This is a genomic window from Bradyrhizobium archetypum (genome assembly GCF_013114835.1).
In the GTDB taxonomy this organism is placed as follows: Bacteria; Pseudomonadota; Alphaproteobacteria; order Rhizobiales; family Xanthobacteraceae; genus Bradyrhizobium; species Bradyrhizobium archetypum.
The window spans coordinates 256,344-281,384 of record NZ_JAAVLW010000007.1 but is presented as its reverse complement, the minus strand read 5'-3'; the positions used below and the strand labels follow the sequence as shown (position 1 = coordinate 281,384).

General features: G+C 62.4%; 24 protein-coding genes, 1 tRNA gene and 1 pseudogene. 10 read left to right on the top strand and 16 right to left on the bottom strand.

Features of this window, described 5'->3' with window-relative positions:
• Positions 1-76: 76 nt before the first annotated feature.
• Positions 77-2,371, bottom strand: a complete 2,295-nt coding sequence (locus tag HCN50_RS24245; RefSeq protein WP_235977187.1) for a RelA/SpoT family protein — start codon at positions 2,369-2,371, stop codon at positions 77-79.
• Positions 2,372-2,660: 289 nt separating this feature from the next.
• On the bottom strand, positions 2,661-3,053 hold the full coding sequence (rpoZ, locus tag HCN50_RS24240) for a DNA-directed RNA polymerase subunit omega (RefSeq protein ID WP_171712405.1): 393 nt from the start codon (positions 3,051-3,053) through the stop codon (positions 2,661-2,663).
• Between the two features lie 360 nt (positions 3,054-3,413).
• On the opposite strand from rpoZ, the gene HCN50_RS24235 reads away from it, so the two are divergent.
• Positions 3,414-4,043, top strand: a complete 630-nt coding sequence (locus HCN50_RS24235) for a LabA-like NYN domain-containing protein (RefSeq protein ID WP_171712404.1) — start codon at positions 3,414-3,416, stop codon at positions 4,041-4,043.
• A gap of 143 nt (positions 4,044-4,186) precedes the next feature.
• A complete protein-coding gene (locus tag HCN50_RS24230) occupies positions 4,187-4,840 on the top strand; it encodes a uracil-DNA glycosylase (RefSeq protein WP_171712403.1) in 654 nt (217 codons plus the stop codon).
• A 162-nt stretch (positions 4,841-5,002) separates the two neighbouring features.
• On the opposite strand, the gene HCN50_RS24225 is transcribed toward HCN50_RS24230, so the two are convergent.
• The 4 genes from HCN50_RS24225 to dapA all read right to left on the bottom strand — a co-directional run bounded on the left by HCN50_RS24225 (position 5,003) and on the right by dapA (position 7,479).
• Positions 5,003-5,578: a peroxiredoxin gene (locus HCN50_RS24225; RefSeq protein WP_171712402.1), complete on the bottom strand. Its 576-nt coding sequence runs from the start codon at positions 5,576-5,578 to the stop codon at positions 5,003-5,005.
• A gap of 76 nt (positions 5,579-5,654) precedes the next feature.
• Complete coding sequence (gene smpB / locus HCN50_RS24220; RefSeq protein ID WP_171712401.1) at positions 5,655-6,128, bottom strand: SsrA-binding protein SmpB; 474 nt, start codon at positions 6,126-6,128, stop codon at positions 5,655-5,657.
• 1 nt (position 6,129) lies between these two features.
• Positions 6,130-6,543, bottom strand: coding sequence for a large conductance mechanosensitive channel protein MscL (mscL, locus tag HCN50_RS24215; protein ID WP_171712400.1), 414 nt, complete (start codon positions 6,541-6,543; stop codon positions 6,130-6,132).
• Between the two features lie 45 nt (positions 6,544-6,588).
• On the bottom strand, positions 6,589-7,479 hold the full coding sequence (gene dapA / locus HCN50_RS24210; protein ID WP_171712399.1) for a 4-hydroxy-tetrahydrodipicolinate synthase: 891 nt from the start codon (positions 7,477-7,479) through the stop codon (positions 6,589-6,591).
• Positions 7,480-7,767: 288 nt separating this feature from the next.
• Between dapA and HCN50_RS24205 the strand changes: the two genes are divergently transcribed.
• Positions 7,768-9,999: a lytic transglycosylase domain-containing protein gene (locus HCN50_RS24205; protein WP_376700316.1), complete on the top strand. Its 2,232-nt coding sequence runs from the start codon at positions 7,768-7,770 to the stop codon at positions 9,997-9,999.
• Between the two features lie 165 nt (positions 10,000-10,164).
• Here the strand turns inward: HCN50_RS24205 and HCN50_RS24200 are convergent, their stop codons facing one another.
• Positions 10,165-11,748, bottom strand: a complete 1,584-nt coding sequence (locus tag HCN50_RS24200; protein ID WP_171712398.1) for a porin — start codon at positions 11,746-11,748, stop codon at positions 10,165-10,167.
• A gap of 1,007 nt (positions 11,749-12,755) precedes the next feature.
• Here HCN50_RS24200 and HCN50_RS24195 point away from each other — a divergent pair.
• The 3 genes and pseudogenes from HCN50_RS24195 to HCN50_RS24185 form a co-directional block, all read left to right on the top strand.
• Positions 12,756-12,849, top strand: a tRNA-Ser gene (locus HCN50_RS24195).
• A gap of 290 nt (positions 12,850-13,139) precedes the next feature.
• Positions 13,140-13,610, top strand: a complete 471-nt coding sequence (locus HCN50_RS24190) for a DUF1186 domain-containing protein (protein WP_171712397.1) — start codon at positions 13,140-13,142, stop codon at positions 13,608-13,610.
• A 72-nt stretch (positions 13,611-13,682) separates the two neighbouring features.
• Positions 13,683-13,802: pseudogene (locus HCN50_RS24185) on the top strand (hypothetical protein); the annotation flags it as partial.
• A gap of 70 nt (positions 13,803-13,872) precedes the next feature.
• Here HCN50_RS24185 and HCN50_RS24180 read toward each other — a convergent pair.
• The 6 genes from HCN50_RS24180 to gatC form a co-directional block, all read right to left on the bottom strand.
• Entirely contained in the window at positions 13,873-14,139 is a 267-nt protein-coding gene (locus tag HCN50_RS24180; protein ID WP_171712396.1) for a hypothetical protein, read from the bottom strand.
• Between the two features lie 1,515 nt (positions 14,140-15,654).
• Complete coding sequence (gene gatB, locus HCN50_RS24175) at positions 15,655-17,139, bottom strand: Asp-tRNA(Asn)/Glu-tRNA(Gln) amidotransferase subunit GatB (protein WP_171712395.1); 1,485 nt, start codon at positions 17,137-17,139, stop codon at positions 15,655-15,657.
• On the bottom strand, positions 17,136-17,429 hold the full coding sequence (locus HCN50_RS24170; RefSeq protein ID WP_171712394.1) for a hypothetical protein: 294 nt from the start codon (positions 17,427-17,429) through the stop codon (positions 17,136-17,138). The genes gatB and HCN50_RS24170 overlap by 4 nt, the downstream gene beginning before the upstream one ends.
• A gap of 2 nt (positions 17,430-17,431) precedes the next feature.
• Positions 17,432-18,904, bottom strand: a complete 1,473-nt coding sequence (gatA, locus tag HCN50_RS24165; RefSeq protein WP_171712393.1) for an Asp-tRNA(Asn)/Glu-tRNA(Gln) amidotransferase subunit GatA — start codon at positions 18,902-18,904, stop codon at positions 17,432-17,434.
• The gene (locus HCN50_RS24160; protein ID WP_171712392.1) at positions 18,901-19,107 is read right to left on the bottom strand and encodes a hypothetical protein; all 207 of its coding nucleotides are present in this window, start codon (positions 19,105-19,107) and stop codon (positions 18,901-18,903) included. Before HCN50_RS24160 ends, gatA begins: the two co-directional genes overlap by 4 nt.
• Positions 19,108-19,195: 88 nt before the next feature.
• Positions 19,196-19,483, bottom strand: coding sequence for an Asp-tRNA(Asn)/Glu-tRNA(Gln) amidotransferase subunit GatC (gene gatC / locus HCN50_RS24155; RefSeq protein ID WP_171712391.1), 288 nt, complete (start codon positions 19,481-19,483; stop codon positions 19,196-19,198).
• Between the two features lie 397 nt (positions 19,484-19,880).
• On the opposite strand from gatC, the gene HCN50_RS24150 reads away from it, so the two are divergent.
• Entirely contained in the window at positions 19,881-20,048 is a 168-nt protein-coding gene (locus tag HCN50_RS24150; protein ID WP_171712390.1) for a hypothetical protein, read from the top strand.
• A 13-nt stretch (positions 20,049-20,061) separates the two neighbouring features.
• Here HCN50_RS24150 and HCN50_RS24145 read toward each other — a convergent pair whose 3' ends face one another.
• Complete coding sequence (locus tag HCN50_RS24145; protein WP_171712389.1) at positions 20,062-21,138, bottom strand: NAD(P)H-dependent flavin oxidoreductase; 1,077 nt, start codon at positions 21,136-21,138, stop codon at positions 20,062-20,064.
• Positions 21,139-21,175: 37 nt separating this feature from the next.
• Positions 21,176-22,150, bottom strand: a complete 975-nt coding sequence (locus HCN50_RS24140) for an NAD(P)H-dependent flavin oxidoreductase (RefSeq protein ID WP_171712388.1) — start codon at positions 22,148-22,150, stop codon at positions 21,176-21,178.
• A gap of 103 nt (positions 22,151-22,253) precedes the next feature.
• On the opposite strand from HCN50_RS24140, the gene HCN50_RS24135 reads away from it, so the two are divergent.
• On the top strand, positions 22,254-23,135 hold the full coding sequence (locus tag HCN50_RS24135) for a LysR family transcriptional regulator (protein ID WP_171712387.1): 882 nt from the start codon (positions 22,254-22,256) through the stop codon (positions 23,133-23,135).
• Here the strand turns inward: HCN50_RS24135 and HCN50_RS24130 are convergent.
• Positions 23,122-23,337, bottom strand: a complete 216-nt coding sequence (locus HCN50_RS24130) for a hypothetical protein (protein ID WP_171712386.1) — start codon at positions 23,335-23,337, stop codon at positions 23,122-23,124. The two genes, HCN50_RS24135 and HCN50_RS24130, sit on opposite strands and share 14 nt — an antisense overlap.
• Positions 23,338-23,531: 194 nt before the next feature.
• Between HCN50_RS24130 and HCN50_RS24125 the strand changes: the two genes are divergently transcribed.
• A complete protein-coding gene (locus tag HCN50_RS24125; protein ID WP_171712385.1) occupies positions 23,532-24,467 on the top strand; it encodes a cyclase family protein in 936 nt (311 codons plus the stop codon).
• A 91-nt stretch (positions 24,468-24,558) separates the two neighbouring features.
• Positions 24,559-25,041, top strand: a complete 483-nt coding sequence (ruvX, locus tag HCN50_RS24120; RefSeq protein ID WP_171712384.1) for a Holliday junction resolvase RuvX — start codon at positions 24,559-24,561, stop codon at positions 25,039-25,041.

Genomic DNA, 25,041 nt, shown 5'->3' with positions numbered 1-25,041 from the left:
TTGAGAAGGATGGATTGCCGGGTCGCTTAGCGCAAGAGACGCTCTTGGCGCTTTTGCCCGGCAATGACGATATCGCCTACCCATTGACGCGTTCGACCTTGGCGACGACGGCCTTGGCGCGCAATTGGGCGATAATTGCACTGAGATGCTTGAGGTCGTAGACCTCGAGATCGATGGTCAGCTCGGTAAAATCGGGCGAGCGGCGCGACATGCTGATATTGTCGATATTGCCGTCGTGCTCGGCGATCACGGTGGCGACCTGGGCGAGGCTGCCGGGCTCGTTGACGTTGTGAACCAGGATCCGCGCCGGGAAGCGCTGCGGCATGGTCTCGTCGATATCCCAGCGCACGTCGAGCCAGCGCTCCGGCTCCTCCTCGAAATCCTTCAGCGCCGGCGACTGGATCGGGTAGATCGTGATGCCCTCGCCCGGCGTGACGATGCCGACGATGCGATCGCCCGGCACGGCGCCGCCATTGGGCGCGAACTTCACCGGCAGATCCGAATTGATGCCGCGCACCGGAATGACGGAGGTAGAGCGCGCCGGATGCGGCTCCGACTTCAGCTTCAATTTCACCGCGAGGCTCTTCTTGGCCGCCCCGTACTTTACCAGCCGCTCTTCCTTGTAGTCCGGATACATGGCGCGGGCGACGTCGGAGGCTTTCAGTTCGCCGCGCCCGACGGAAGCCATCACATCCTCGATCGAGGCGCGCGCCAGCCGCGGCAATGCGCCGGTTAGCTTGTCGTCGGCATATTCGATCTTGGCGCGGGCAAACAGGCGATCGATGATGCGGCGGCCGAGACCAGCATATTGATCGCGCACCGCGGTGCGGGTCGCGCGCCGGATCGCCGCGCGGGCCTTGCCGGTCACCGCGAGCGATTCCCAGGCCGAGGGCGGCGCCGATTGCGCCTTCGAGGTCAGGACCTCGACCTCGTCGCCGTTCTGCAATTCGGACGACAGCGGCGCGAACTTGCCATTGATCTTGCAGCCGACCGCCGAGTTGCCGACGTCGGTATGCACGGCGTAGGCAAAATCGATCACATTGGCCTGGCGCGGCAGCGCGATCAGTTTGCCCTTCGGGGTGAAGCAGAATACCTGATCGTGGAACAGCTCCAGCTTGGTGTGCTCGAGAAACTCCTCCGGATTGGCGCTCTCGGAAAGGATGCCGACGGTGTGGCGCAACCAGGCAAAGGCGTTGGATTCGTGCTTGAGCCGTTCGGTCGGCGAGCCCATGCCCTCCTTGTAGAAGGCATGCGCCGCGATGCCGAATTCGGCGATCTGGTTCATTTCCTCGGTACGGATCTGCAGTTCGACGCGCTGGTTGCCGGGACCGATCACGGTGGTGTGCAGCGAGCGATAGTCGTTCTGTTTCGGCGTCGAGATGTAGTCCTTGAAGCGTCCAGGCACCACCGGCCAGGTGGTGTGCACGACGCCAAGCGCGCGGTAGCAGGCCTCAACGTCGGTCAGGATGATGCGGAAGCCGTAGATGTCGGACAATTGCTCGAAGCCGACCGACTTCCGCTCCATCTTGGTCCAGATCGAGAACGGCTGCTTGCGGCGGCCGTAGACGCGCGCGGTTATTCCGTTCTTTTGCAGATTCTTGGAAAGCTGGCTTTCGATCTCGCCGATCAGATTGCGGTTGCGCTCGGCGAGCGCGTCCAGCCGCTGCTTCACCACCGCGTAGGCTTCGGGATCGAGCACGTGGAAGGACAGATCTTCCAGCTCCTCGCGCATCTCATGCATACCCATGCGGCCGGCGAGCGGTGCATAGATGTCCAGCGTCTCCTCGGCGATGCGGCGGCGCGAGGCGTGCGGCACGAATTCCAGCGTGCGCATATTGTGCAGGCGGTCGGCGAGCTTGATCAGGAGCACGCGGACGTCATCGGCAATCGCCAGCAAGAGCTTGCGCAGGTTCTCGGCCTGCTTGGCTTCGCGCGAGACCAGCTCCAGCCGCTTCAGCTTGGTGAGCCCTTCCACCAGCGCGCCGATCTCATGGCCGAAGATGTTGTCGATCTCGGCGCGCGTCGCCTCGGTATCCTCGATGGTGTCGTGCAGCAGCGCCGCGACGATGGTGGCGTCGTCGAGCTTGAGGTTGGTCAGGATCGCCGCGACCTCGAGCGGATGCGAGAAGTAGGGATCGCCGGATGCCCGCGTCTGCGTGCCGTGCGCCTTCATGGCGTAGACATAGGCGCGATTAAGCAGGTCTTCGTTGGTCTCGGGGTTATACGAGCGGACGCGTTCGACCAGATCGTATTGCCGCATCATGCGCGAGCGCGGCGATTTGGGCTTCTCCGCCACGGGCGACGACGGCGCGACCGCGACCCCGCCGGTTGCGGCCTGCATCTGCCGGGAGTTGCGGCGCCAATACGCCATCACATCAGTACCTTTTCCACCAGACCCCAAGGGTCTCGCCGTTTACTTATCTAATGCGTTTTCGATCGGCGATGCACGCCGCCCGGGCCGTGAAACGGTTCAATTTCGCTTGGGCTGCGGCCGTTCGACGCCTGACACGACGGCCTGCCTTGCCCAACGAGCCAGCCGATTTCGGCCACGCCGGATAAGGACGCATTGTAACCGCAAAATTGTCAACAAAAGCAAAGGCCCGGACGGATGTCCGGGCCTTTGGCAAATCGGGGAGTCTGGGACGGCCGGGTGTTCCGGATTACTCGTCCTCTTCGGGCTGCTCTTCCGGCGGCGCCAGGCCTTCGAGGCCCTTGAGGAGTTCTTCCTCGGTCATGCGCTCGACCGCGACCTCGGTGTCGTCGGCATCGACGCTGGCGCCAGCCGAGCCGATCAAAGGCACGGTATCGGCCTCAGGCTCGTCGACCTCGACGAATTTCTGCAGGGAATGGACCAGTTCCTCGCGGAGGTCTTCCGGGGAAATAGTGGAATCGGCGATTTCCCGGAGCGAAACGACCGGGTTCTTGTCGTTGTCGCGATCAACCGTGAGTTGTGATCCGGACGAGATCATACGGGCGCGATGGGCTGCCAGCAACACCAGGTCGAACCGGTTGTCGACCTTATCAATGCAATCTTCCACGGTGACGCGCGCCATAGACTGTCGCTCCGTTAATGGGGCCAAATCTGCAGGTATCGGGCGCTAGTTATAGCGGCAGGGGCCGTTTCGCAAGACTAAATTGTGATTTGCCTTCCTAATGGGCTCTGCTAACCCCAGTTCCCGGGGCCAGAAAATTCGGGGCCGGAGGGTCCGGACACGGCGAGGTTGCCGTACAGGACAAGTAAATCTCTTCATTGCAGCGTCAAAAGTATAGGTTTTTCGCCCTCGCCTCACCATAATTGCAGTGGTGACTGTCGCGCGGCACGATTCACCGAACTTTAGGCAACAGAACTGGAAAGTGCGCGCGGTCGATTTCCGCTGCGCTAGAAAAGCTAACAACAACGTGAGAACCATTTGATGTCACCAGCTTCCAACAAGATTGCGCTCTTCATCGATGGCGCCAACCTCTACGCAACGGCCAAGACGCTCGGCTTCGACATCGATTACAAGCGCCTTCTCAAGGAATTTCAGAGCCGCGGGACGCTGTTGCGTGCGTTCTACTACACCGCGATCATCGAGGATCAGGAATACTCCTCGATCCGGCCGCTGATCGACTGGCTCGACTACAACGGCTACACCGTGGTCACCAAGGCAACGAAGGAATTCATCGACGCTTCCGGCCGCCGCAAGGTGAAGGGCAACATGGATATCGAGCTCGCGGTCGACGCCATGGAACTCGCCGAGCATGTCGATCAGATCGTGCTGTTCTCGGGCGATGGCGATTTCCGCTCGCTGGTCGAAGCGGTGCAGCGCCGCGGTGTTCGCGTCACCGTCGTTTCGACCATTTCAAGCCAGCCGCCGATGATCGCCGACGAACTGCGCCGCCAGGCCGACGTCTTCACCGATCTCGTCGAGCTGCAATCAAAACTGGGCCGCGATCCCTCCGAGCGCCCTGCCCCGCGCGAGCCGCGTCATCATTCCCCGCAATTCCTTCAGCGCGCGAGCACGGTGGCACCGCGGGGCGCCGACGATGATTTCGACGATTGAGAATAAGACGGTACGCTGCTAGAGCCTCGGTTCTGATTGAAAACAGAACCGGGGCTTTTTGTTTGGCGCGCTTGCCTAACGCGAACCGGTATCGACACTGGATCAAGTCCGTGGCTGGCTTTTGCTCGAAATCGCTTTGACACATGGCTGGCCTCCCCGCCCCCACTGCTGCTGAGCCCGACCGCAACTGCCCGCTTTGCCCGCGGCTCGCCGAATTTCGCGCCGAGGCGCGCAAGCGCGAGCCAAGCTGGCACAACTCGCCGGTCGCTTCATTCGGCGATGCCAACGCGCAACTGCTGATCGTCGGCCTGGCGCCTGGCCTGCAGGGCGCCAACCGGACCGGACGGCCGTTTACCGGCGACTACGCCGGCGACCTCCTGTATGCGACCTTGCTCGAATACGGTTTTGCGAAAGGTGCCTATCAGGCGCGGCCGGATGACGGACTGAGGCTGGTCGATTGCCGGATCAGCAACGCTGTGCGCTGCGTGCCGCCGCAGAACAAACCGCTGCCTGTCGAGATCAACATTTGCCGGCAATTCCTGGCTACGACCATTGCGACCATGCCAAAACTACGCGCGATCGTGGCGCTCGGGCGGATCGCCCACGAATCGACGTTGAAGGCGCTGGGCCTCCGCAATGCCGCCTGCCCCTTTGCGCACGGCGCCGTACACAAGGCGAGTAACATTCAATTATACGACAGCTATCACTGCTCGCGATACAACACGAACACCGGCGTGCTCACGCCGAAGATGTTTCGCGAGGTGTTTGCGAAAGTGCGCAAGGATTTGGACGTGTAGATTGGCAGGGTCGCAGGTGCGCCTCGCTCATTGGTCGTGCGCCTCTGTCACACCTCGTCCTGAGGAGCGCGAAGCGCGTCTCGAAGGATGAGTGGCACTAGCGGGGCATGGTTCGAGACGGCGCTATGCGCCTCCTCACCATGAGGGTCTAATTACTGCGCTTCAAGCAGAATTCTCTCTCAACCACGCCAGCACGTCGGCGGCATTTCGGTCCGGCGGGAACACCGGATAAAACACGTGGCGGTTGCGGCCGTCGTCGATGATCAGCGCCAGCCGCTTGATCAGTGTCAGTCCGGCGACTTCCATGGTCGGAAGATTCAGCGCGCGGGTCAGCTCTAGCTTGTCATCTGACAGTACCGGAAACGGCAGATGCAGCCGCGAAGCCATCTCGGTCTGGTACGCATTGTCCTGGGTTGAAAGGCCGAACACCTGCCTGGCCCCGGCCGCCTTCAACTCGGCAAACAGATCGCGGAACGAGCAGGTCTGCGGCGTGCAGCCGCGCGCGCCGGGAATCATGTCCCAGTCGTCGACGAGACTGATCTTGCCGGGCTCCCCGGTGCGGGGATAAGCGAACACCACGGTCCGGCCGGCCAGCGCGGACAGCGTCACCGAATTACCGTCGGTGGCGAGCAGCGTGACCGGCGGCATCGTCATGCCGACGAGATGCGCCGCCCCGCCGTCGTCAACCGGTGCGGGGATCTTGCTCCAGTCGACCTCGAGCAGGTTGGATTGAGCCATGTCGTTTTCCTCCGGGCAAATGGCGAATAGAGAGATCGCCGGGGGAATCTACCATTCGCTACTCGTCATTCGCTTCCTATCCCCTCGCCCGCATCAGCCGGCCCTTTTCGCGGCTCCAGTCGCGTTTCTTTGCGGTCTCGCGCTTGTCGTGCAGCTTCTTGCCCTTGGCGATCGCCAGCAACAATTTGGCGCGGCCGCGCTCATTGAAATAGAGCTTGAGCGGGATCAGCGTCATGCCTTCGCGATCGACTGCGCCCATCAGCCTGTTGATCTGCTTTCGGTGCAAGAGCAGCTTGCGCGGCCGCTTCGGCTCATGGTTGAAGCGATTGGCCTGCAGGTATTCCGGAATATTGGCGTTGATCAGCCAGATCTCGCCGTTCTTGGAATCCGCGTAGGATTCCGCAATGGTGGTCTTGCCGTTGCGGATCGACTTCACTTCGGTGCCGGTCAGCGCGATGCCGGCTTCGATGGTGTCGTCGATCGCGTAGTTGAACCGGGCCTTGCGGTTTTCGGCGACGACCTTGATCGGGCGCTCGTTCTTGTCAGTCACGTTAGCTCTTTTTCAGAAGGTCGCGGATTTCGGTCAGCAGCTCTTCCTGCCTGGTCAGTTTCGGCGCCGACGGAGCGACTTCTTCCTTGCGCTTCAACCGGTTCATAATCCGGATCACGATGAACAAGACAAAGGCGATGATGAGAAAATTCAGCGTCAGCGTGAGGAAATTGCCCCAAGCCAGCACCGCGCCTTGTTTTTTGGCATCCGCCAGGTTGTTGGCCGTCACCGCCTTGGACAGCGGCGTGAAATAGTTGGAGAAATCGAGACCGCCGGTGATCGCGCCGATGATCGGCATGATCACATCGCCGACCAGCGACGTCACGATGGCGCCGAAGGCCGCACCGATGATGACGCCGACGGCGAGGTCGACGACATTGCCCTTCATCGCGAATTCGCGGAATTCCTTCAGCATGTTGGCTCCCCTCTTCGTCCCTCGGGCGAAGACAGTGCCGGTCCCCTAGTTGATCAGGCCGGCATGCACCATGGCACTGCGTACGGCAGCCCGGGTCGATTCTTGCACCAGCACCATGGGAAGCCGCAGCTTCTCGTCCATCTTGCCAAGCAGTGACATCGCGTACTTTACCGGCGCAGGACTGGTTTCCATGAACAAGTTCATGTGGAGCGGCATCAGCTTGTCATGAATCTTCAACGCGGCGGCGACGTCGCCCTTCTGCCAGGCGGTGTGGAACTCCGAGCACAGTCTCGGTGCAACGTTGGAGGTGACGGAAATGCAGCCATGGCCGCCATGAGCCATGTAGCCGATGATAGTGGCGTCCTCGCCGGAGAGTTGGTTGAAGTCCTCACCCATCGCCGCACGCTGCTGCGAGACGCGTACCATGCTGGCCGTCGCGTCCTTGACGCCGGCGATGTTCTTCAATTCCCACAACCGCTTCATGGTATCGACCGACATGTCGATCACCGAGCGCGGCGGGATGTTGTAGATGATGATCGGAATGTTGATCGCGTCGTTGATCGCCTTGAAGTGCTGATACATGCCCTCTTGCGTAGGCTTGTTGTAATAGGGTGTGACGATCAGCACGGCGTCGGCGCCCGCCTTCTCTGCGTGTTGCGACAATTCGATCGCTTCCTTGGTGGAGTTCGAGCCTGCGCCGGCGATCACAGGCACGCGGCCCTTCGCCTCCTCGATGCACCATTCGACGACGCGCTTGTGCTCGTCATGGCTCAAGGTGGGGCTTTCGCCTGTCGTGCCGACGGGCACCAGGCCATTGGTGCCTTCGGTGATCTGCCAGCCCACCAGGGCGCGGAAAGCGGCCTCGTCGAGCGAGCCGTTCTTGAATGGCGTGACCAAGGCGGTGAACGACCCCCGGAATTTTGTCTTGGCTGCCATGGACGTCCTCCAAACGCTTAAGAAACGGCTCGACCGAAACTGGATCTCAATTCATATCGGGTCTGGCGATCAGGCGAAAGGGCCGTGCATGAGGCGGTACCGCTTTGTTTCGACGCTCTTTCTTGGCCTTGACGGAGCCGCCTTCCCGCAAAGGCCCGTTAGCCGCGATTTTGCCGTGGTGATGGCGCAAACAGGGTGGCCACGACGCTTTTAGTACTTTGTCCACAAATTCGATCAATAGACCTAAGGCTGGAGCGATTGAATGATTCGCCGCCGCAGAGGAAAGCCGTGATCCCTTCCGCCCGCGCCGCCGCATTGCGATCGACCGCACTGGCCACGGGCTTGGCGCTGGCGATCGGCCTGACTGCCTTCCCTCTGGAAGCCTGGGCCAAGCCAAAAGTTCCCATGCCGAAGCCGCGGCCGATCGCCCGCAACGTCGTTCCCAAATCTGCAACTAGCAACGTGCCGGCCGCCCACACCTCGGCGGCGACCGCCCATGCGCCTGCGGCGCCGGCTCCACCGCCGCCTGTGCTGGCGCCGGCGACGCGCCAGCATGCCGCCCCGCCGCCGCGCAAACAGGTGGCGCCGGCAGCGGTCGCCGCGACCTCCTCGACGTCGCAGGCCGACAAGGACGCGCTGGAAAACGTCATCGAGCTCGTGCGCAAGCAGAAGCCTGGCGACGCAACGCAGGCGCAGGCAGCGATCTCGGATCCAGTCGCCCGCAAGCTCGCGGAGTGGCTGATCCTGCGCAGCGACAACAACAATGCTTCCGTCGAGCGCTACCGTGCGTTTGTTTCGGCAAATCCGAGCTGGCCGTCCCAAATTTTCCTGCGCCGGCGCATCGAGGCCGCCCTGTGGGATGACCGACGCGACGACGCCACGGTGTGGTCGTGGTTCGCAAACGAATCGCCGATCTCGGCCAAGGGAAAATTCGCGCTGGCGAAAGTGATGCTCGCGCGTGGCGATCGCGCCAACGCCGAGCGGCTGGTCCGCGAGGCCTGGCGTCATGATGGCATGTCGGAAGACACCGAGACCGCGGCGCTCGACATGTTCGGCGCGCTGTTAACCGCGGGCGACCACAAGGCACGGATGGATTCGCTGCTTTACGGCACCGAGCAGGAAGCCGGCGGCATGCGCGCCGCGAAACGACTCGGATCGGGCCATGTCGCGCTCGCAAAAGCGCGCATCGCGGCCAACAAGAAAGCTTCCAACCTCAGGGCCCTGCTCGAAGCGGTGCCGCACGAACTGCATGGCGAAACCGGCTATCTCTTCGCGAAGATCCAGCTCCTTCGCCGCGAAGAAAAGTTCAGCGAAGCGGCGCAGCTCATGCTGAACGCGCCGAAAGATCCGAACCGCCTGCATAATCTCAATGAATGGTGGATCGAGCGGCGCCTGCTGGCGCGCAAGATGCTGGATGTCGGCGAGCATCGCACCGCCTATCTCATCGCGCGCGATGCGGCGCTGCCGACGCGCGACATCTACAAGACCGAGCAGGAGTTCACCGCCGGCTGGATTGCGCTACGGTTCTTGAAAGATCCGGCAGTCGCCGCCCAGCATTTCGCGCGCATCGGCGTCGGCAGCGCGAATCCGACCGCGCTCGCGCGCGCCGGCTATTGGCAAGGCCGCGCAGCGGAAGCCGCCGGCCGCGCGCAGGAAGCCCGCGCGGCTTATGGACGGGCAGCGGAGCAATCGACCAGCTATTACGGCCAACTGGCGCGCGCCAAGCTCGGCTTGCCGCAACTCGAATTGAACGGCATCCCGAGTGGCCGCGGCCGCGGAGTCGAGCGGCTCGAGATCGTCCGCGCCGTGCAGTTGCTCTATGAGCTCGATGAGCGCGAGCTTGCGATCCCGATCCTCGCCGACATGGGCGAGAACGGCGATCCCGATGCCGTGGTGGGTCTCGGCGAACTCACGGCGCGCCACCATGATGCCCGCGGCATGCTGCTGCTCGGCAAGGCCGCGCTCAACCGCGGCTTGCCGTTCGATCACTACGCCTATCCCGTGATGGGCATTCCGTCATTCAAGCAGCTCGGCCCCGAGGTCGAGCCCAGCGTCGTCTACTCGATCGCGCGGCAGGAAAGCGCCTTCAATCCGGCCGTGGTGTCCCCGGCCCAAGCCTATGGCCTGATGCAGGTCACGCCGGAGGCCGGCCGCTATGTTTGCAAGCGGGCCGGCGTCAGCTTCGACCTTCAGCGGATGAAGACCGATTCCGTCTACAATGCCATGCTTGGCGCTGCCGAGCTCGGCGGATTGCTCGAGGACTACCGCGGCTCGTACATCCTTACCTTCGCCGGCTACAATGCCGGCCGCGGCAGCGTGAAGAAATGGATCGAGCGCTATGGCGATCCGCGCGATCCCAAGGTCGATGCCGTCGATTGGGTCGAGCTGATCCCGTTCTCCGAGACGCGGAACTACGTGCAGCGGATCATGGAGAATCTGCAGGTCTATCGCGCGCGGTTTGGCGGGGGAACCAAGCTCCAGATCGAAGCCGACCTGCATCGCGGCGCCAGCGTGGAATAGCGGCCATCGAGCGAGTGGCGAATAGCGAATGGCCAGTGGACCCTCACTCTGCCAATCTTCCCTATTCGCCACTCCCCTGTTCGCCATTCGCCGACCCACAATGAAAAGAAAAACCCCCGGCAGTTGCCTGCCGGGGGTTCTCCTGGTGTTTCAAGTCTTTCGGGATCAGAAGTTACGCTGAGCGCGAACGTTCAGGAACACGGTGCTCTGATCGCGGAACTCGTAGATCGCGGTCGGCTTGGGAGCCGTCGGCGTCAGAACGGCAGAACCGGTGAACTTCTGGTCGAGGAAGAACGCGCCGACTTCAGCCGAGAACGTCAGGTTCTTGACGGGAGTCCAGCGGGTGATCACACCAACCTGGGCGAAGTTAAAGTCCGGGTTGCAGCTATAGTCTGCAGACACGACCTTGCCAGTCGTGTAGTTGGCGCACCATTGACCCTTGGCCGTGGTGAGATCGCCAACCGTACCGCCGTAGCGCACGGAGCCGTAGCTGCCCCAGAGGCTGGTCGACCAGTAGGGATCCCAGTTGTGGTTGAACGCGCCCCGGATGCCCCATGCGTCCACCAGCTTGATGTCGCCGGTACCGCCGTTGGCAATCGGCAGGAATACGGCGTCAGCCGTCTGACCGAAGCCAATGCTCTGGTAACCGCCCGCAAGACCCGTCGAACCGAACATGGCGAAGCTCGGCGAAGTGCCGCTCGTGGAAACCACCTGCTTGGTGTCACCCTTGGCGAAGGTAGCGTCGATCTTGAAGTCGTCGCCGGCGCCAGTCGGGAGGTTCTTGATCTGCAACGCAGCCATCACGGCACCGCCCCACTTGTCTTCGGGGTGACCGGAGATTTCCGACAGGTTGTTCGGAGCGCCGGTGGGGCCGAGGATGTTGTAGGAAGCATTCACGAGGTGCGCAGCACCCGAAATCTGGAACAGACCCCAAGCCTGGTCAACGCGAATGTTACCGACGATGTCCGGAGCGTGGGTACCGCCGTAGGAGTTGACGCCCGCGCCTGCGAAGGCCGTCGGACCGGGAACGCCAGTGGCGTTTGCAGCGAGGCTGAGGTTGAGCAGGTTGGTACGGTTGTACTGGGTCGGATCATCGAGACCGATGGTGCCCGACACGCCGTTGCCGAACTGAACGGTGTACTGGATGTTGTTCACGCCCGTGACACTGTCGTGGCCGCCCATCAGGAACGAATTGTTGTTGCCCGGATAGCCGTGCCACGGCGTCGCGAATGCGGAAGCCGACTTACCGAAGGTGAAGCCAGCGAACTGCAGGAAGATCATGTCAACCGCGACGTAGCCGCCACCCGCCGTCATCAGGCCGTTGGCACTGGAAGCCGGGAAGGTATTGATAGCGGTCGGGTTGCCCGTTCCGAAGTTGTTGAACTGGATGTTGGCCTGACCGAAGGTGCGGACAACGCCATATTCGGTGGCGGTACGGGTATCAACCGTCAGCGCCAGACGAGAACGGCCGGCAAAGTAGTCACGGTAACGGTTGCCCTGGCCGAGATCACCAGACCAAGCCGGTCCACCGTAAACGTTGCCATTGAACGTGGTGTCGATGCGCAGATAACCACCCAGCTTGATGCAGGTGTCGGTGCCCGGGATATAGAAGAAACCCGCGCCGTAAAGGGAGCAGATCCTCACGTACTCGACCGCTTTGGCCTTGACGGGAAGATCGGCCGCCTGTGCTCCGCTCATGGCGATCAAACCCGCCGCTGAGCCGAGAATAAGGCTCTTAACCATCTTCATGTTAAACCTCCAAGTTGCTCTGTAGGGAAGGTTCCGGATCCGCTGGGTGAAACACCCTAAGGTTGGTTCCCTTGTCCCCTGAAACCCGCTTAGTCGCTTCGCGCCTTCGGACACTCCCGCATGAACGCGAGGGACTTAAGCGAACCACCTAAAACGGGACGACCTCGGGATGCCCCCCTCCGTCGCGCAATCACAATTACCGAGGACTTCTTCACAAGCAACAAGGGAACCGCTTCGGACGCCCTGACTTCACCCCTTTTCCGGAGGGTGTTGCACAAATAACACGTGTTTGTGATCGAATTTTTTCTGCAAGCTACTGTTTTTACTTGCTATTTTTGAATAGCCCCAGGTGACACCGAAAAGATGCCGCGGGCACCGCAGCAATCCTCTGTCCGCCCTTCAACGCGCTTTGCATCGTCGAATCGATCAGCCGAATCCGATCCGACGTCACACACATAATAGAGTCGTCAGAGGGCCCGGACGGGATGGTTCGCTGTATCTGCGCGACGGAGGATGAGGCCGCCGCCTGGCCACAATTATGACGATTACTAAGGCTCGAGGCCGCGTCTCGCCGCCCAGGAGCCCGCCGGTCGACGGCGAGAGCGCCAAGAACGCTCGCCCTTCCCGATGATCAAAAATGCACTTGCAGATTGCCGCGCAGGCGCCACCCGCATATCGCGCGATTTGACCGCTCAAAGGGGCCGAATCACCTCAGCAGCGATGTCGAATCACATTCGCGCGACGAGATGCTTCATTTCGAGGCAACCGGGACCCGGCCTGCGCGGAGCATTCCTGCGACGACAGAGACGCCATGATCGCGCCAAGCGGGGGTGCCGGTCGCCTCATATATAGTGTCGTTGGCCCGCGCAAAGTCCCGAAAGCTGCGGCAGTAAAGCGCCCCGCAGGATGCCCGCGCGCCGCGGAAGCGCGGCGCCTCTAAATGGCCTTGGCGTAATCTGAATCTGGCGCTTGCGGCTGGCCCTCGCGTCAGGCATATCCGCGCTTATGGAGCTGTGGCCGAGTGGCTGAAGGCGGCGGTTTGCTAAACCGTTATAGGGTTGTAAAGCCCTATCGAGGGTTCGAATCCCTCCGGCTCCGCCACCTGCTCATCGCTTGCGCTTCGGCGCGGCATACCCGCGACGGAACGCAAGCGAAGGCGGGTGCGGCGCCATAGCTGCGAACCAGCGACGGCGGGCTGGTCATCGTGAGCGCCTGCGATCCTTCGGTTGATCAAATCGAACAAGCCTTATCCTTCCTTCTGCATCATGACCGCATAATTTTCGTGCCAAATGCGCTACGGTTCGCGGCTCGCAAACGCGCGCCCATCAACTCGCCATGGAGGCCCGCATGAAGAAGGAGGAGCTTGAGCGATCCTGGGCGACGGCGAGAACATGCCCGATCTCGGTGCGATCGACGATTACCTCCACGCCATCGCGACGGAAGAGAAGCTGCCGGATTTCGCGATCGGAATTTGCACGCTGCGAATCGAGGAACCCGAGCCGAAATTGCGCGTCCTGCTGCGGCGGGCGGCGGATGGCGCGCACCTGTCGGATGATGAAAGCTTTCTGCTGTTCCGCGGAATCCATATTCTGGGCGCTGCGCGCGACAGCAAAGCTTGCCAGCCGCTGCTGCATTTGCTGCGCCGTCCCTTCCGAGACGTGAACGATCTGCTCGGCGATGCCGTCACCGAAAGCATGGCCAAGATCGTCGCCGGCGTGTTCGATGGCGATGCCGACGCGCTGTTCGCCTTGATGATCGACAGTTCGATCGACGGGTTCGTCCGTGAAGCGTTGTTCGGCGCGGCGACGTTTCTGGCTGGGAACGCCGCATCGATCGCGACCGGATGCGGATGCGCCCGATGACATCGGACGATTCACGCAGGTCAATATTGGCTACATCGAGGACGTGCTCGACTCGCTGGACTGACGCGCGGTTTGGAAGACGACGCTTTCGAAGAGGGTGATGACACATCACCCTGGGCCGATCTCGCATATCCCCAGGAGCCGGTCAGGAATCCCTGGCGACATGTCGGGCGCAACGATCCCTGCCCCTGCGGGAGCGGCAAGAAAGCGGAAGAAATGCTGCCTTTGCCAGCGGAAATCCGCCGGCGTGACGCCGGCCACCTCAGTGCGCCGTCATCCAGGCGCGGGCTTCGCGCTGCGCCGTGGCGATTTCGGCGTCCGACATCATCGCGGCGACTTCGCGGCGCATCGCGATTGCATCCGCACGCCCCTTCAGTGCGGCCAGATTGAACCATTTGTGGGCCGCAACGAGATTCACCACGCCGGAACGGCCGCTCGCCCAGTAAAGGCCGCGCTCGAACAGCACGTCCGGGATCGCCGTCGCCTCCACCGGAATGGCCGTGTCGAGATCGATCTGCCCCTGAAACATCCGTAGCTCCCCTTTTTATCGTTGCCGCCCTCCCCCGAGCGCGGCCCCTGTCCAATGTTGAAACACCCGCAACGCCGTTTTTCCGGTCTGTGTTAAGGCGATCATGGCCGATCAAATTTGAAGGGCAGTTTAAGGTTCGCGATAAACGAGGTGTAAACGCGCGGCTCCCGCCGTCGAACACGGAATCGCAGAAATGCCTGCGGCACAGGGAGAAGTCGGCGACCGTCAAATTCGGTTTACCCTGCGACTTCGCACAACGATAACCATTGCGGCAGCCTGCCGCGTCATCACCGGTTACCGGATCAGCGCAACGCGCCGCCCAAATGACGGCTTCCGGCTGACGATCCACAGTTCAGCGGCCTCTGCGACCGATACGGCACGTGGGACAAAAGCTTGGCGGCGACAACATGCCTGGCCACGGCAGGCGGAACCGAAACCATCGACGGCTGCGAACGATCAATCAAATGAAGGTGGGAAAGAGTTCGGCACCGGACGCCTGATGTGGGGCCGTCGGAGCGCTCCAGCGAAAGTGGGCGTTCCAGGGGGACGAGTACGCCCCAGGGGAACGAGGGCGTCGGCGAACACGTCAGGACCAGATTTCATACCGGGCTTTGGCCCGATGAAATTGCGGATAGTTAAGGATATCCGCACCGAACGAAGAAAACCCGTTTCTTCTGCCGGACCGGTTTTGAGAGAGCGACCTCTTTGAAAGACGCTCTTCCGAAATGCGATCCGACCGTTGACCTGATGTCTCGCCGACACCCTCTTTCGTCGACCAGAGCCTTCAGACTTTCATCCGGGGCTCGTGTGACGTGCCGGCATCAAGCCGCCGGCAATTCTCAAAGAAGCGAACTTACTTCTTCTTCTTGGCGACCTTGCGGGTCTTCTTCGCAGTCTTCTTCACTGCGCTCTTCGCCTTCTTTGCCTTCTTAGCTTTCTTGGCCATGTTGCCCTCCTAATGTAAGTGAGATGGCTTTAGTCTGCTGCGTGCACTCGGGAATCGAGATGCACGACATCCCGAATACACCAACGCATTCAAAAAAACAGCGTCCCGCTTAAGGAAGTGTTGACACCGCGATGAGAGAGCGCGCGAAGCATCGACATCAACATCATCGCAAGGCGCTCGCGCCTTGATACAAAAACTGCCGCAACGACGCGCATCGGCGTTGGTCAAAATTGCAGGAATCGCCTTTACGGCAGCGCTTTTTTGAAATCACGACAACGATGATCGATGAACGATCAATGTCGTCCCGACTCAACGATGCCGTGGAAAAGCCGTGTGCACGGACTCTGAGTCGCGAAGTTTGGCAACAAAAAAATTTTCATGGTCACAGCGCTGAAGTCTCGCCGACGCGCGCCAAAACGAACTTTCCGGACGAATCGCGACCGCCGATTCGCAACACGCGCTTGCAGTCGCGACGGTTAGGTTTTGGATCGCGATGAGCGATCGATGCATGCACGCGCACATCGACGTGACGTCGCCGACGTTGCAAGCATGTCCCGTTACGGGACGATTCAGATGCCGAGCTTCGCCTTCAACAGGTCGTTCACGGCCTGCGGATTAGCCTTGCCGCCCGACTGCTTCATCACCTGGCCGACAAACCAGCCGGCGAGTTGCGGCTTGGCCTTCGCCTGCGCGACCTTGTCCGGATTGGCAGCGATGATGTCGTCGACGACCTTCTCAATCGCGCCCAAGTCAGTGACCTGCTTCATGCCGCGCGTCTCGACCAGCTCGCGCGGGTCGCCGCCTTCCGTCCAGACGATCTCGAACAGGTCTTTTGCGATCTTGCCGGAGATCGTGCCCTCGCCGATCAGGCTGACGATCGCCGCGAGCTGCGCCGGCGACACCGGCGAGTCGACGATTCCATGGCCTTCCTTGTTGAGACGGCCGAACAGTTCGTTGATCACCCAGTTCGCCGCGAGCTTGCCGTCACGCCCCTTGTCGGCAAGGTCTTCGAGCACGGTTTCGTAGAACACCGCGCTCTCGCGCTCGGCGACCAGCACGCCGGCATCGTAGGACGACAGACCGAGGCTCTCGATGAAGCGCGCCTTCTTCTGGTCCGGCAATTCCGGCAGATGTGCCTTCAGATCATCGACGTAGTCTTGCGTGAACTCGAGCGGCAGCAGGTCGGGATCGGGGAAATAGCGATAGTCGTGCGCCTCTTCCTTGGAGCGCATCGAGCGCGTTTCGCCCTTGTTGGGGTCGAACAGGCGCGTCTCCTGGTCGATCGTGCCGCCATCCTCGATGATCTCGATCTGGCGCCGCGCCTCATACTCGATCGCCTGGCCGATGAAGTTGATCGAGTTCATGTTCTTGATTTCGCAGCGGGTGCCGAGCGGACCGCCCGGCTTGCGCACGGAAACGTTCACATCGGCGCGCAGTGAGCCCTTCTCCATGTCGCCGTCGCAGGTGCCGAGGTAGCGCAGGATCGAGCGCAATTTGGTCACGTAGGCCTTGGCCTGTTCGGCATCGCGAATATCGGGCTTCGACACGATCTCCATCAGCGCCACGCCGCAGCGATTGAAGTCGACATAGGACATGGTCGGCGACTGATCGTGCAGCAACTTGCCGGCATCCTGCTCCAGATGCAGCCGCTCGATCCCGATGGTCGCTGTCTTGCCGCCATCGAGCTCGACCACGACCTCTCCCTCGCCGACGATCGGCGACTTGTACTGGCTGATCTGATAGCCCTGCGGCGAGTCCGGATAGAAATAGTTCTTGCGGTCGAACACCGAGCGCAGGTTGATTTTCGCGTTCAGGCCAAGGCCGGTGCGCACCGCCTGCCTGACGCACTCCTCGTTAATGACCGGCAGCATGCCCGGCATCGCGGCATCGACCAGCGAGACATGGCTGTTCGGCTCGCCGCCGAACTCGGTCGAGGCGCCGGAGAACAATTTCGACTTCGAGGTGACTTGGGCGTGCACCTCCATCCCGATCACGACTTCCCAGTCGCCGGTCTGGCCCTTGATCAGTTTTCCCGGTTTGACTGATACGTTCATGCTTTTGCACCCCCGAGCAGCGCGGACACGATCCGCTCCCATTCGGCTTCCAGAGAATCCTTCGCCACCGGCTGGCCAGCCTGGCGGTACCAATAGCCGGCGTTGCCGAGATCACCTTCGACGCGGTGCAGATAGGCATGCACCCAGGCGGCCTCGGCGCTGCCTTCATCCTGCACGATCCTGTGCGCCCGATCCCAGTCGCCCTTGGCAGCCCACCACAGCGCCGCCAGCGGCGGTTGCAGGCCCGGCGCTGGGGCAGCATCCGTCAGGCTGGCGCGGAAATCCGCCATCGTTACCACCAGCGCGGCGGCGTGAAGCGGCCGGCGGCCTGCTCCACGATTTCGCCGAGTGAGAACAGCGTCTCCTCATCGAACGGGCGGCCGATCAGTTGCAGGCCGAGCGGCAGGCCCTGCGCGTCCTTGCCGGCGGGCACGGCGATGCCCGGCAGGCCCGCCATGTTCACCGTCACCGTGAAGATGTCGTTGAGATACATCTCGACCGGATCGGCGCCCTTCTCGCCGACGCCGAACGCCGCCGACGGCGTCGCCGGCGTCAGGATCGCGTTGACGCCCTTGGCGAAGCAGTTCTCAAAGTCCTTCTTGATCAGCGTGCGGACTTTTTGCGCGCGCAAGTAATAGGCGTCGTAATAGCCGGCGGAGAGCACGTAGGTACCGATCATGACGCGGCGGCGCACTTCATCGCCAAAACCTTCGGCGCGCGTGTTCTCGTACAGTTCGCCGATCGAGCGGCCGGGAACACGCAAACCGTAACGCACGCCGTCGTAGCGCGCGAGGTTGGACGAGGCTTCCGCCGGCGCCACGATGTAATAGGCCGGCAGCGCGTATTTGGTGTGCGGCAGCGACACCTCGACCAGTTCGGCGCCCGCGGCCTTCAGCCATGCCGCGCCTTCGGTCCAGAGCTTTTCAATCTCTGCCGGCATGCCGTCGAGGCGGTACTCTTTGGGGATGCCGATCTTCATGCCCTTCACCGACCTGCCGATCGCAGCCTCGTAATCGGGCACGGCAATGTCGACGGAGGTGGTATCTTTCGGGTCGTGGCCCGCCATCGAGCGCATCAGGATCGCGGAATCGCGCACGGTGCGCGCGATCGGGCCGGCCTGGTCCAGCGAGGACGCAAACGCCACGATGCCCCAGCGCGAGCAGCGGCCATAGGTCGGCTTGACACCGACGGTCGCGGTGAAGGCTGCGGGCTGGCGGATCGAGCCGCCGGTATCGGTCGCGGTCGCGCCCATGCAGAGCAGCGCCGCCACGGCGGACGCCGATCCGCCCGACGAGCCGCCCGGCACCAGCGTGGTGTTGGAACCCTCGCGCCGCCACGGGTTGACCACCGGGCCGAAACACGAGGTTTCGTTCGACGAGCCCATCGCGAACTCGTCATTATTGAGCTTGCCGAGCATCACCGCGCCGTCGCGCCAGAGCTGCGAGGTCACGGTGGATTCGTAAGGCGGCACGAAATTGCCGAGGATTTTCGAGCACGCGGTGGTACGCACATCCTTGGTCGCGAACAGATCCTTGATCCCGAGCGGAATGCCGGCGAGCGGACCGCCCTCGCCCTTGGCGATCTTCGCATCGATCGCGCGAGCCATGGCGCGGGCCTGGTCCGGCGTCTCAAGCACGAAAGCATTGAGCGAACGCGCCGCTTCCATGGCGCCAAGATGCGCATCCGTCAGTTCAAGCGAGGTGAAAGACTTGCTCGCGAGGCCCTCGCGGGCCTCCGCGATCGTCAGAGATGTCAGGTCGGTCATTTATTGATCGGGCTGCAGAAGAACGGAGAAAGCGTCTTGTCGTTGGCGGGATCGTTAGCGCGCGCCTTGTCGGCGGCCTCGAGCTGATCGAGAACAGCATTCATCGCCTTGTCGGGATCGGCGGCCTTGCCCTGCCGCGTCATCGCGTCGAGATAGTTCATGTAGGCCTGATAGGCCTTTTCATCGTCGCAGAGCAGACACATCGGACTTCCGATCTCGATATAACTTGACTGTTTGACGCGTTTTCATCACGCGAATCCGGGGTCCACTTCGCTTGAAAACGCTACGGAGTTATTCGACCACCTTCGGCACCAGGAAGAAATGGTTTTGCGTCTCCGGCGCATTCCCCACGATATCGTCGGGAATTTCGCCGTCATCGATCACGTCGGCACGCTTCTTCATTTCCATCGGCGTTACCGACGTCATCGGTTCGACGCCGTCGATGTTCACCTCCGAAAGCTGCTCCACGAACGCCAGCATGGCGTTCAACTCGCCCTGCAGATGGGGAACCTCGGCCTCGGTGACCGCAATCCGCGCAAGATGCGCGATGCGGCGAACGGTGGTGGCATCAACGGACATTAATATAAGCCTCAAACGGGGAATTCGCACCCGCCGTATAGCAGAGGCCGCTTTTGCGCCGCAACCGCGGGAACAGGCGGAGCCGGCCTTCGGACGTCGAATACCCGCCCTTTTGAGATCAAAAGCCGGTTCACTGATGCACAGGATTTTGAGCGGCAAGCGCGCATTTCCCGCGCAAAGCGCCCTGACGAAACCATTTTCGTCTCCTTACATAGTCGTGCTGAAACAGTCGGGGGATGTCGTCGCGGTCCAGGCAATCGGGAGGCCGTGGCATGTCGACCATCGAAAATGACGGCGCCGGAAAGGCCGGGCCCCCGCCCTGTGGTCCATCGGGACCGTGCCCGGCGCCGCGATCGTCCACCTCGCCTGCTTAACCTGGCAAACAGGAGGGAGAGCCATGCCCCAACAGGCTAAAATCCTGCAGGAAAAGGCGGAAATGTTCGAACGCCGCGCGGAAAGCGCGACCGATCCGATCTCGAGGCAACACTACAAAGAGATGGCCGCGCATTACCGGTCGCTGGCCGCCGAGCATCTGGAGGTCAGGCGCGACGAACCGGCGCACTAGGAACAGCCGCCAGCTAGCCGCTCAACGCACCAAACCGCGCCAGCGCGGCGCCCGCCAGCGAACGGGTCAGCTCGGCCGCCGGCATTTCGCGCCCCATCCGCACCGCTTGGCCAGCCCAGAGATTGGTGAAATCGACCTTCCCCAGCTTTTCAGCGGCCGCCTTCAGCGGAGCGAGGGCTGTCGCGGCGTGCGGGAACGCCGGCGCGTCCGGCGAGATCGGCCCGACCTCGCGCATGACGCGGTTGGCCACGCCGCGCGCAGGACGGCCGCTCATAACGTTGGTAATGACGGTGGAATCGTCGTGCGCCTGGGCCAACGCGGTGCGCACAGGTCCGATCACCTTGGATTCGGGGCAGCGCAGATAGGCACTGCCGATCTGCACGCCGGATGCGCCGAGCGCGAACGCAGCCGCAATGCCGCGCCCGTCGGCGATACCGCCGGCCGCGATCACCGGCACCTTCACCGCATCGACCACCTGCGGCACCAGCGCGAACGTGCCGGGCTGTTGGGCGATATTGTCGGTCAGGAACATGCCGCGATGGCCGCCGGCTTCTGCGCCTTGCGCGATGATGACATCAGCGCCGTGCTCCTCGAGCCAGATCGCTTCCTTCACGATCGTTGCCGACGACATCACGATTGATCCCGCCGCCTTGACGCGCTTGACCAGCGCCGGATCCGGCAGGCCGAAATGGAAGCTCACCACTTCCGGCTTCAGTTCTTCCACCACCTCGCACATCGCTTCATCGAACGGCGCGCGGCTGGCGGCGCTGACGGGCGCGGCGGGATCGATGCCCAATTCCCTGTAGTAGGCGCCAAGCCGCGTCTTCCAGCCGGCCTCGCGCGCGGGATCGGCATCGACCGGCTTGTGGCAGAAGAAATTCATGTTAACCGGCGCTTTCACGCGCTGGCGGATGATGTTGACCTGCTCGCGCGCCTTTTCGGCTGTGATCATCGCGCAAGGCAGCGAGCCCAGCGCCCCGCCTTGCGCCGCCGCGATCACCAGTTCCGCATCCATGCCGCCGGCCATCGGCGCCAGCACGATCGGAAACTCGGTCTTGAAGAGGTCGATGATCCGGCGGTCTGGCCACATGATTTTGCTCGCTTGAATGTGTCGAAGGTGGTTGCGGTCAGGCGGCGACTGAATTCCGCCGTCCGCCCAATATCTGCTCTGCTTCGGTGACGATCCTGTCAACAATCTCGCCGGCCGGCGGGACATCATGGATCAGGCCGACGGCTTCGCCGGCGATGACGGCGGCGATGTCGAAATTTTCGGCCTCCTTCGCCGCCGCATATTCAGCCGCGACCGCCTTGATGTTCTGCATCAGTTCGACCTCGCGCCCCATCCAGCGCCGCGCATGATCGTTGATCAGGCAACGGCCGGTAAACGGCGCAGGCCAGACATTGTTGCGCGACAGATCGAAGATGATGCCGCGGACGCTATTGCCGCTGGTCGCGGCGCAGATGCGCTGCTTGGCCTGTTCTGCCCCTTCACATTCCGCGCTCGCGTAGAAGCGCGTGCCGAGCAGCACGCCGGAAGCGCCCAGCATCATCATCGCCGCAAGCCCGCGGCCGTCCCCGATACCTCCCGCAGCCACGACCGGCACGCGGCCGGCGACGAGGTCGACGATCGCAGGCACAACATCAAGGGTGGTGCGCGACGCGCCATGGCCGCCGGCTTCCGTCCCCTGCGCGACCAGAATGTCGGCGCCTGCATCGAGTGCTTGCCACGCCATCGCCTCGTCCTGAACCTGGCAGATCAGGAGCGCGCCCGACGATTTGATGCGCGGCCCGAATGGACCGGGATCGCCGAACGAGAGCATGATCGCGCGGGGACCGGCTTCAAGCGCGATGTCGAGCAGGTCCGGCTGCTTCGCAAGGCTCCAGGTGATGAAGCCGATGCCGAAGGGATCAGGTGTATCGGCGAGCTTGGCCGTCTCCTGGTCCAGCCACGCTCTGTCGCCGTAACCGCCGCCGAGAATGCCAAACCCGCCGGCCGCGCTGACGGCCGCCGTGAGACGCGCGCCCGCGATGACATCCATCGGAGCCGACAGCATCGGATGCTGGATGCCCAGACGGGCGGTCAATGGCGTCGATATCGGCATGTCGCTCTCCTACGGTCTGGACAGCGATCGTATGCCGACCTACCATTCTATAAAAATGAATACTAGAGAACGCTACAATCACTAAAACGAAACGGGATTCGCCATGGAATTGAGCGATCTCCAGACCTTTTCGGCCGTCGCGCGGCTCGGCGGCATCACCCGCGCCGCCGATGAACTCAACACCGTGCAGTCCAACGTCACCCAGCGTGTAAAGGCGCTGGAGGCCGAGATCGGCACCGCGCTGTTCGAACGGCACAGCCGCGGCATGACGCTGACCGGCGCGGGTCGCCGGCTGCTTCCCTATGCGGAACAGATGGCAGCGCTGTCGCGCGAGGCCCTGCTCGCTGCGCGCGACGATGGCGAGCCCAAGGGACCGCTCTCGATCGGCTCGATGGAGACGACGGCCGCCGTTCGCCTGCCTGCACTGCTCGCTGAATTCCATCGCCGCTTTCCGGCGGTGCAATTGAGCCTGCGGACATCGACGACGGCCGAGCTCGTGGCCGGCGTGCTCACCGGCACGTTCGACGGCGCGTTCGTCGCGGGGCCCATCGATCACGCCGAGCTCGACGCGACGGTGGCGTTCCGCGAAGAACTGGTGCTGGTTACGGCGCGGCGCTGGCAGAGTCTCGGCGCTTTGCGCGCTGGCACGCCGGGTTCGGGTCCGACCGCGCTGGTGTTTCGCATCGGCTGCACTTACCGCCAAAGGCTTGAGCAGGTGTTTTCGGAGTTCGGCTGGCCGTCGGCGACGCGGTTCGAACTCGGCACGCTCGACGGCATGATCGGCTGCGTTGCCGCCGACATGGGCGTGACGCTGTTGCCGCGCGCCGTAGTCGGGCGGAATGACACCGTCAACGTCCACGCATTGAACCCGGTGCAGGCGCGCGTCGAGACGCTCTTTATCACCCGCCGAACGGCCCATCGCTACAGCGCCCTGCAGGGCTTTGCGTCCTGCCTCAATGGCAATGGCGAGGTCATTGCCGCCTGACATGCCAGCGCCGCAGCGCGACGCCGGCCCAGATCGCCTCGATCAGCCCGAATGGCCAGGCGCCCTGCAAAAATCCGTAAATCGAGCCGAGCGCGCAGGCGGCGGCGAAGGCGAGGATGAACCAGTGGCTGCGATCTTCCAGTGCGTAAGCCACCAGCATCGCGGTCACCGCGAACAGGCCAAACAGGCTAAGCGCGTCCATTGAACTGCCCCCACGTTCCACTGCGCGAATTTTTCGCCGCCTCAATTCTGTAACAAAATGGCAGCGGTGCGCTTGCCGCTTTCCAATCGCAAGCTACGCATTGGCTCAAAAAATTCTGGCCGTGGGCGACTGCTACGTTAGTATGAGGCGCTAGCTACCAAAAACCATAGCGTCAACATCTGGGAGGAACTGCGATGCGCAACGCATTCGTGTTGTGCTGTTCTGTTGCCCTGTTGGGTACGGTCGGAACGGCAAGCGCTCAAGACTGGACGAAATCGAAATGGGGACCGAACGACGAAATCGGCGCCGCCAATTACATGACACCCGAACTCGTCGTGAAGGCAGCGGGCCTGGTCAAGACAGGCAAGACCTACGCGCTCGGCATTCCCGTCGACTCCAAGACCCCCGCCTATCCGCCCCGCGCATTCAAGATCACGATCGTGCAACCCGGCCAGGCCGGCATTCCGGGCCTTGGGCCGAGCAAGACGACTTATAATGACGACATCATCGAAGGCTGGGTCGGCGTCGGCAGCCAGCTCGACGGCCTCGGCCACATCGGTGTCGAGCACGTCTATTACAATGGCAACAAGCTTGCCGACTTCGCCGATCCTACCGGGCTGAAGAAACTTGGCGTGGACAAAGTCCCGCCGATGGTGACCCGCGGCGTGCTGCTCGACATGGCGGCGTACTACAACACCGACGTGGTCAAGGAAGGCACCGCCTTCAACACCAAGGAGATCGAGGAAGTCGCGAAGAAGCAGGGCGTCGAGATCCGCCAGGGCGATGTCGTGATTTTCCACACCGGCTGGCTCAGCCTGATCGGCAAGGACGACAAGCGCTTTGGCGCCGGCGAGCCCGGCCTCGGTGTCGAAGGTGCCAAATACCTCACCGGCAAGGGCGTGGTCGCCGTGGGCGCCGACACCTGGGGCGTCGAGGCGGTCCCGTTCGAGACCAAGAATGTGTTTGAGGTACACCAGATCCTGCTGCCGATGAACGGCACCTATATCCTCGAAAATCTCGATACGGCCGAACTCGCCAAGGACAAGGCCTATGAGTTCCTGTTCGTGCTCGGCCAGCCGCGCTTCAAGGGCGGCGTGCAGAGCATGATCAACCCGGTCGCGATTCGGTAAGCCTCCGTCAACAGACGGCGTGGCGTTCTCGCATGAACGCCCCGCCGTGATCGGCTTTGCGTGTGCGGCGTGCCGCGTGTTAAGCGGGGCAATGCCCGCCCCTATCCTGCCCTTAATCGATGCCGTTACCCATTGGCCCGCGCGCGGGGCCCTGATCGGACTCGATCTCGGCACCAAGACCATCGGTGTCGCCGTGTCCGATCCTGATCGACGACTTGCGACCGGCGTCGAGACCATCCAGCGCAAAGCTTTCAAGGCTGATGCGGCGCGGCTGCTTGCCATCGCGGGTGAACGCAATGCTGTCGGCTTCGTGCTCGGCCTGCCCATCAACATGGACGGCAGCGAGGGGCCGCGCGCGCAATCGACCCGCGCCTTTGCACGCAACCTTTCCAACCTCACGGACCTCGCCATCGCGCTGTGGGACGAGCGGCTCTCGACCGCGGCCGTCGAGCGCGAATTGATCGGCATGGACGTCTCCCGCGCGCGCCGCGCCGAGGTGATCGACGAGCATGCCGCGATCTTCATCCTGCAGGGTGCGCTGGACCGGCTGGCAAAGCTGCGTGGAGACACTTAA

Bases quoted from the DNA above. Each gene is read 5' to 3' on its own strand.
- HCN50_RS24245 (WP_235977187.1), bottom strand. From the start codon at position 2,371: ATGGCGTATTGGCGCCGCAACTCCCGGCAGATGCAGGCCGCAACCGGC.
- rpoZ (WP_171712405.1), bottom strand. From the start codon at position 3,053: ATGGCGCGCGTCACCGTGGAAGATTGCATTGATAAGGTCGACAACCGG.
- HCN50_RS24235 (WP_171712404.1), top strand. From the start codon at position 3,414: ATGTCACCAGCTTCCAACAAGATTGCGCTCTTCATCGATGGCGCCAAC.
- HCN50_RS24230 (WP_171712403.1), top strand. From the start codon at position 4,187: ATGGCTGGCCTCCCCGCCCCCACTGCTGCTGAGCCCGACCGCAACTGC.
- HCN50_RS24225 (WP_171712402.1), bottom strand. From the start codon at position 5,578: ATGGCTCAATCCAACCTGCTCGAGGTCGACTGGAGCAAGATCCCCGCA.
- mscL (WP_171712400.1), bottom strand. From the start codon at position 6,543: ATGCTGAAGGAATTCCGCGAATTCGCGATGAAGGGCAATGTCGTCGAC.
- dapA (WP_171712399.1), bottom strand. From the start codon at position 7,479: ATGGCAGCCAAGACAAAATTCCGGGGGTCGTTCACCGCCTTGGTCACG.
- HCN50_RS24200 (WP_171712398.1), bottom strand. From the start codon at position 11,748: ATGAAGATGGTTAAGAGCCTTATTCTCGGCTCAGCGGCGGGTTTGATC.
- HCN50_RS24190 (WP_171712397.1), top strand. From the start codon at position 13,140: ATGCCCGATCTCGGTGCGATCGACGATTACCTCCACGCCATCGCGACG.
- HCN50_RS24180 (WP_171712396.1), bottom strand. From the start codon at position 14,139: ATGTTTCAGGGGCAGATCGATCTCGACACGGCCATTCCGGTGGAGGCG.
- gatB (WP_171712395.1), bottom strand. From the start codon at position 17,139: ATGAACGTATCAGTCAAACCGGGAAAACTGATCAAGGGCCAGACCGGC.
- HCN50_RS24170 (WP_171712394.1), bottom strand. From the start codon at position 17,429: ATGGCGGATTTCCGCGCCAGCCTGACGGATGCTGCCCCAGCGCCGGGC.
- gatA (WP_171712393.1), bottom strand. From the start codon at position 18,904: ATGACCGACCTGACATCTCTGACGATCGCGGAGGCCCGCGAGGGCCTC.
- HCN50_RS24160 (WP_171712392.1), bottom strand. From the start codon at position 19,107: ATGTGTCTGCTCTGCGACGATGAAAAGGCCTATCAGGCCTACATGAAC.
- gatC (WP_171712391.1), bottom strand. From the start codon at position 19,483: ATGTCCGTTGATGCCACCACCGTTCGCCGCATCGCGCATCTTGCGCGG.
- HCN50_RS24150 (WP_171712390.1), top strand. From the start codon at position 19,881: ATGCCCCAACAGGCTAAAATCCTGCAGGAAAAGGCGGAAATGTTCGAA.
- HCN50_RS24145 (WP_171712389.1), bottom strand. From the start codon at position 21,138: ATGTGGCCAGACCGCCGGATCATCGACCTCTTCAAGACCGAGTTTCCG.
- HCN50_RS24140 (WP_171712388.1), bottom strand. From the start codon at position 22,150: ATGCCGATATCGACGCCATTGACCGCCCGTCTGGGCATCCAGCATCCG.
- HCN50_RS24135 (WP_171712387.1), top strand. From the start codon at position 22,254: ATGGAATTGAGCGATCTCCAGACCTTTTCGGCCGTCGCGCGGCTCGGC.
- HCN50_RS24130 (WP_171712386.1), bottom strand. From the start codon at position 23,337: ATGGACGCGCTTAGCCTGTTTGGCCTGTTCGCGGTGACCGCGATGCTG.
- HCN50_RS24125 (WP_171712385.1), top strand. From the start codon at position 23,532: ATGCGCAACGCATTCGTGTTGTGCTGTTCTGTTGCCCTGTTGGGTACG.
- ruvX (WP_171712384.1), top strand. From the start codon at position 24,559: ATGCCCGCCCCTATCCTGCCCTTAATCGATGCCGTTACCCATTGGCCC.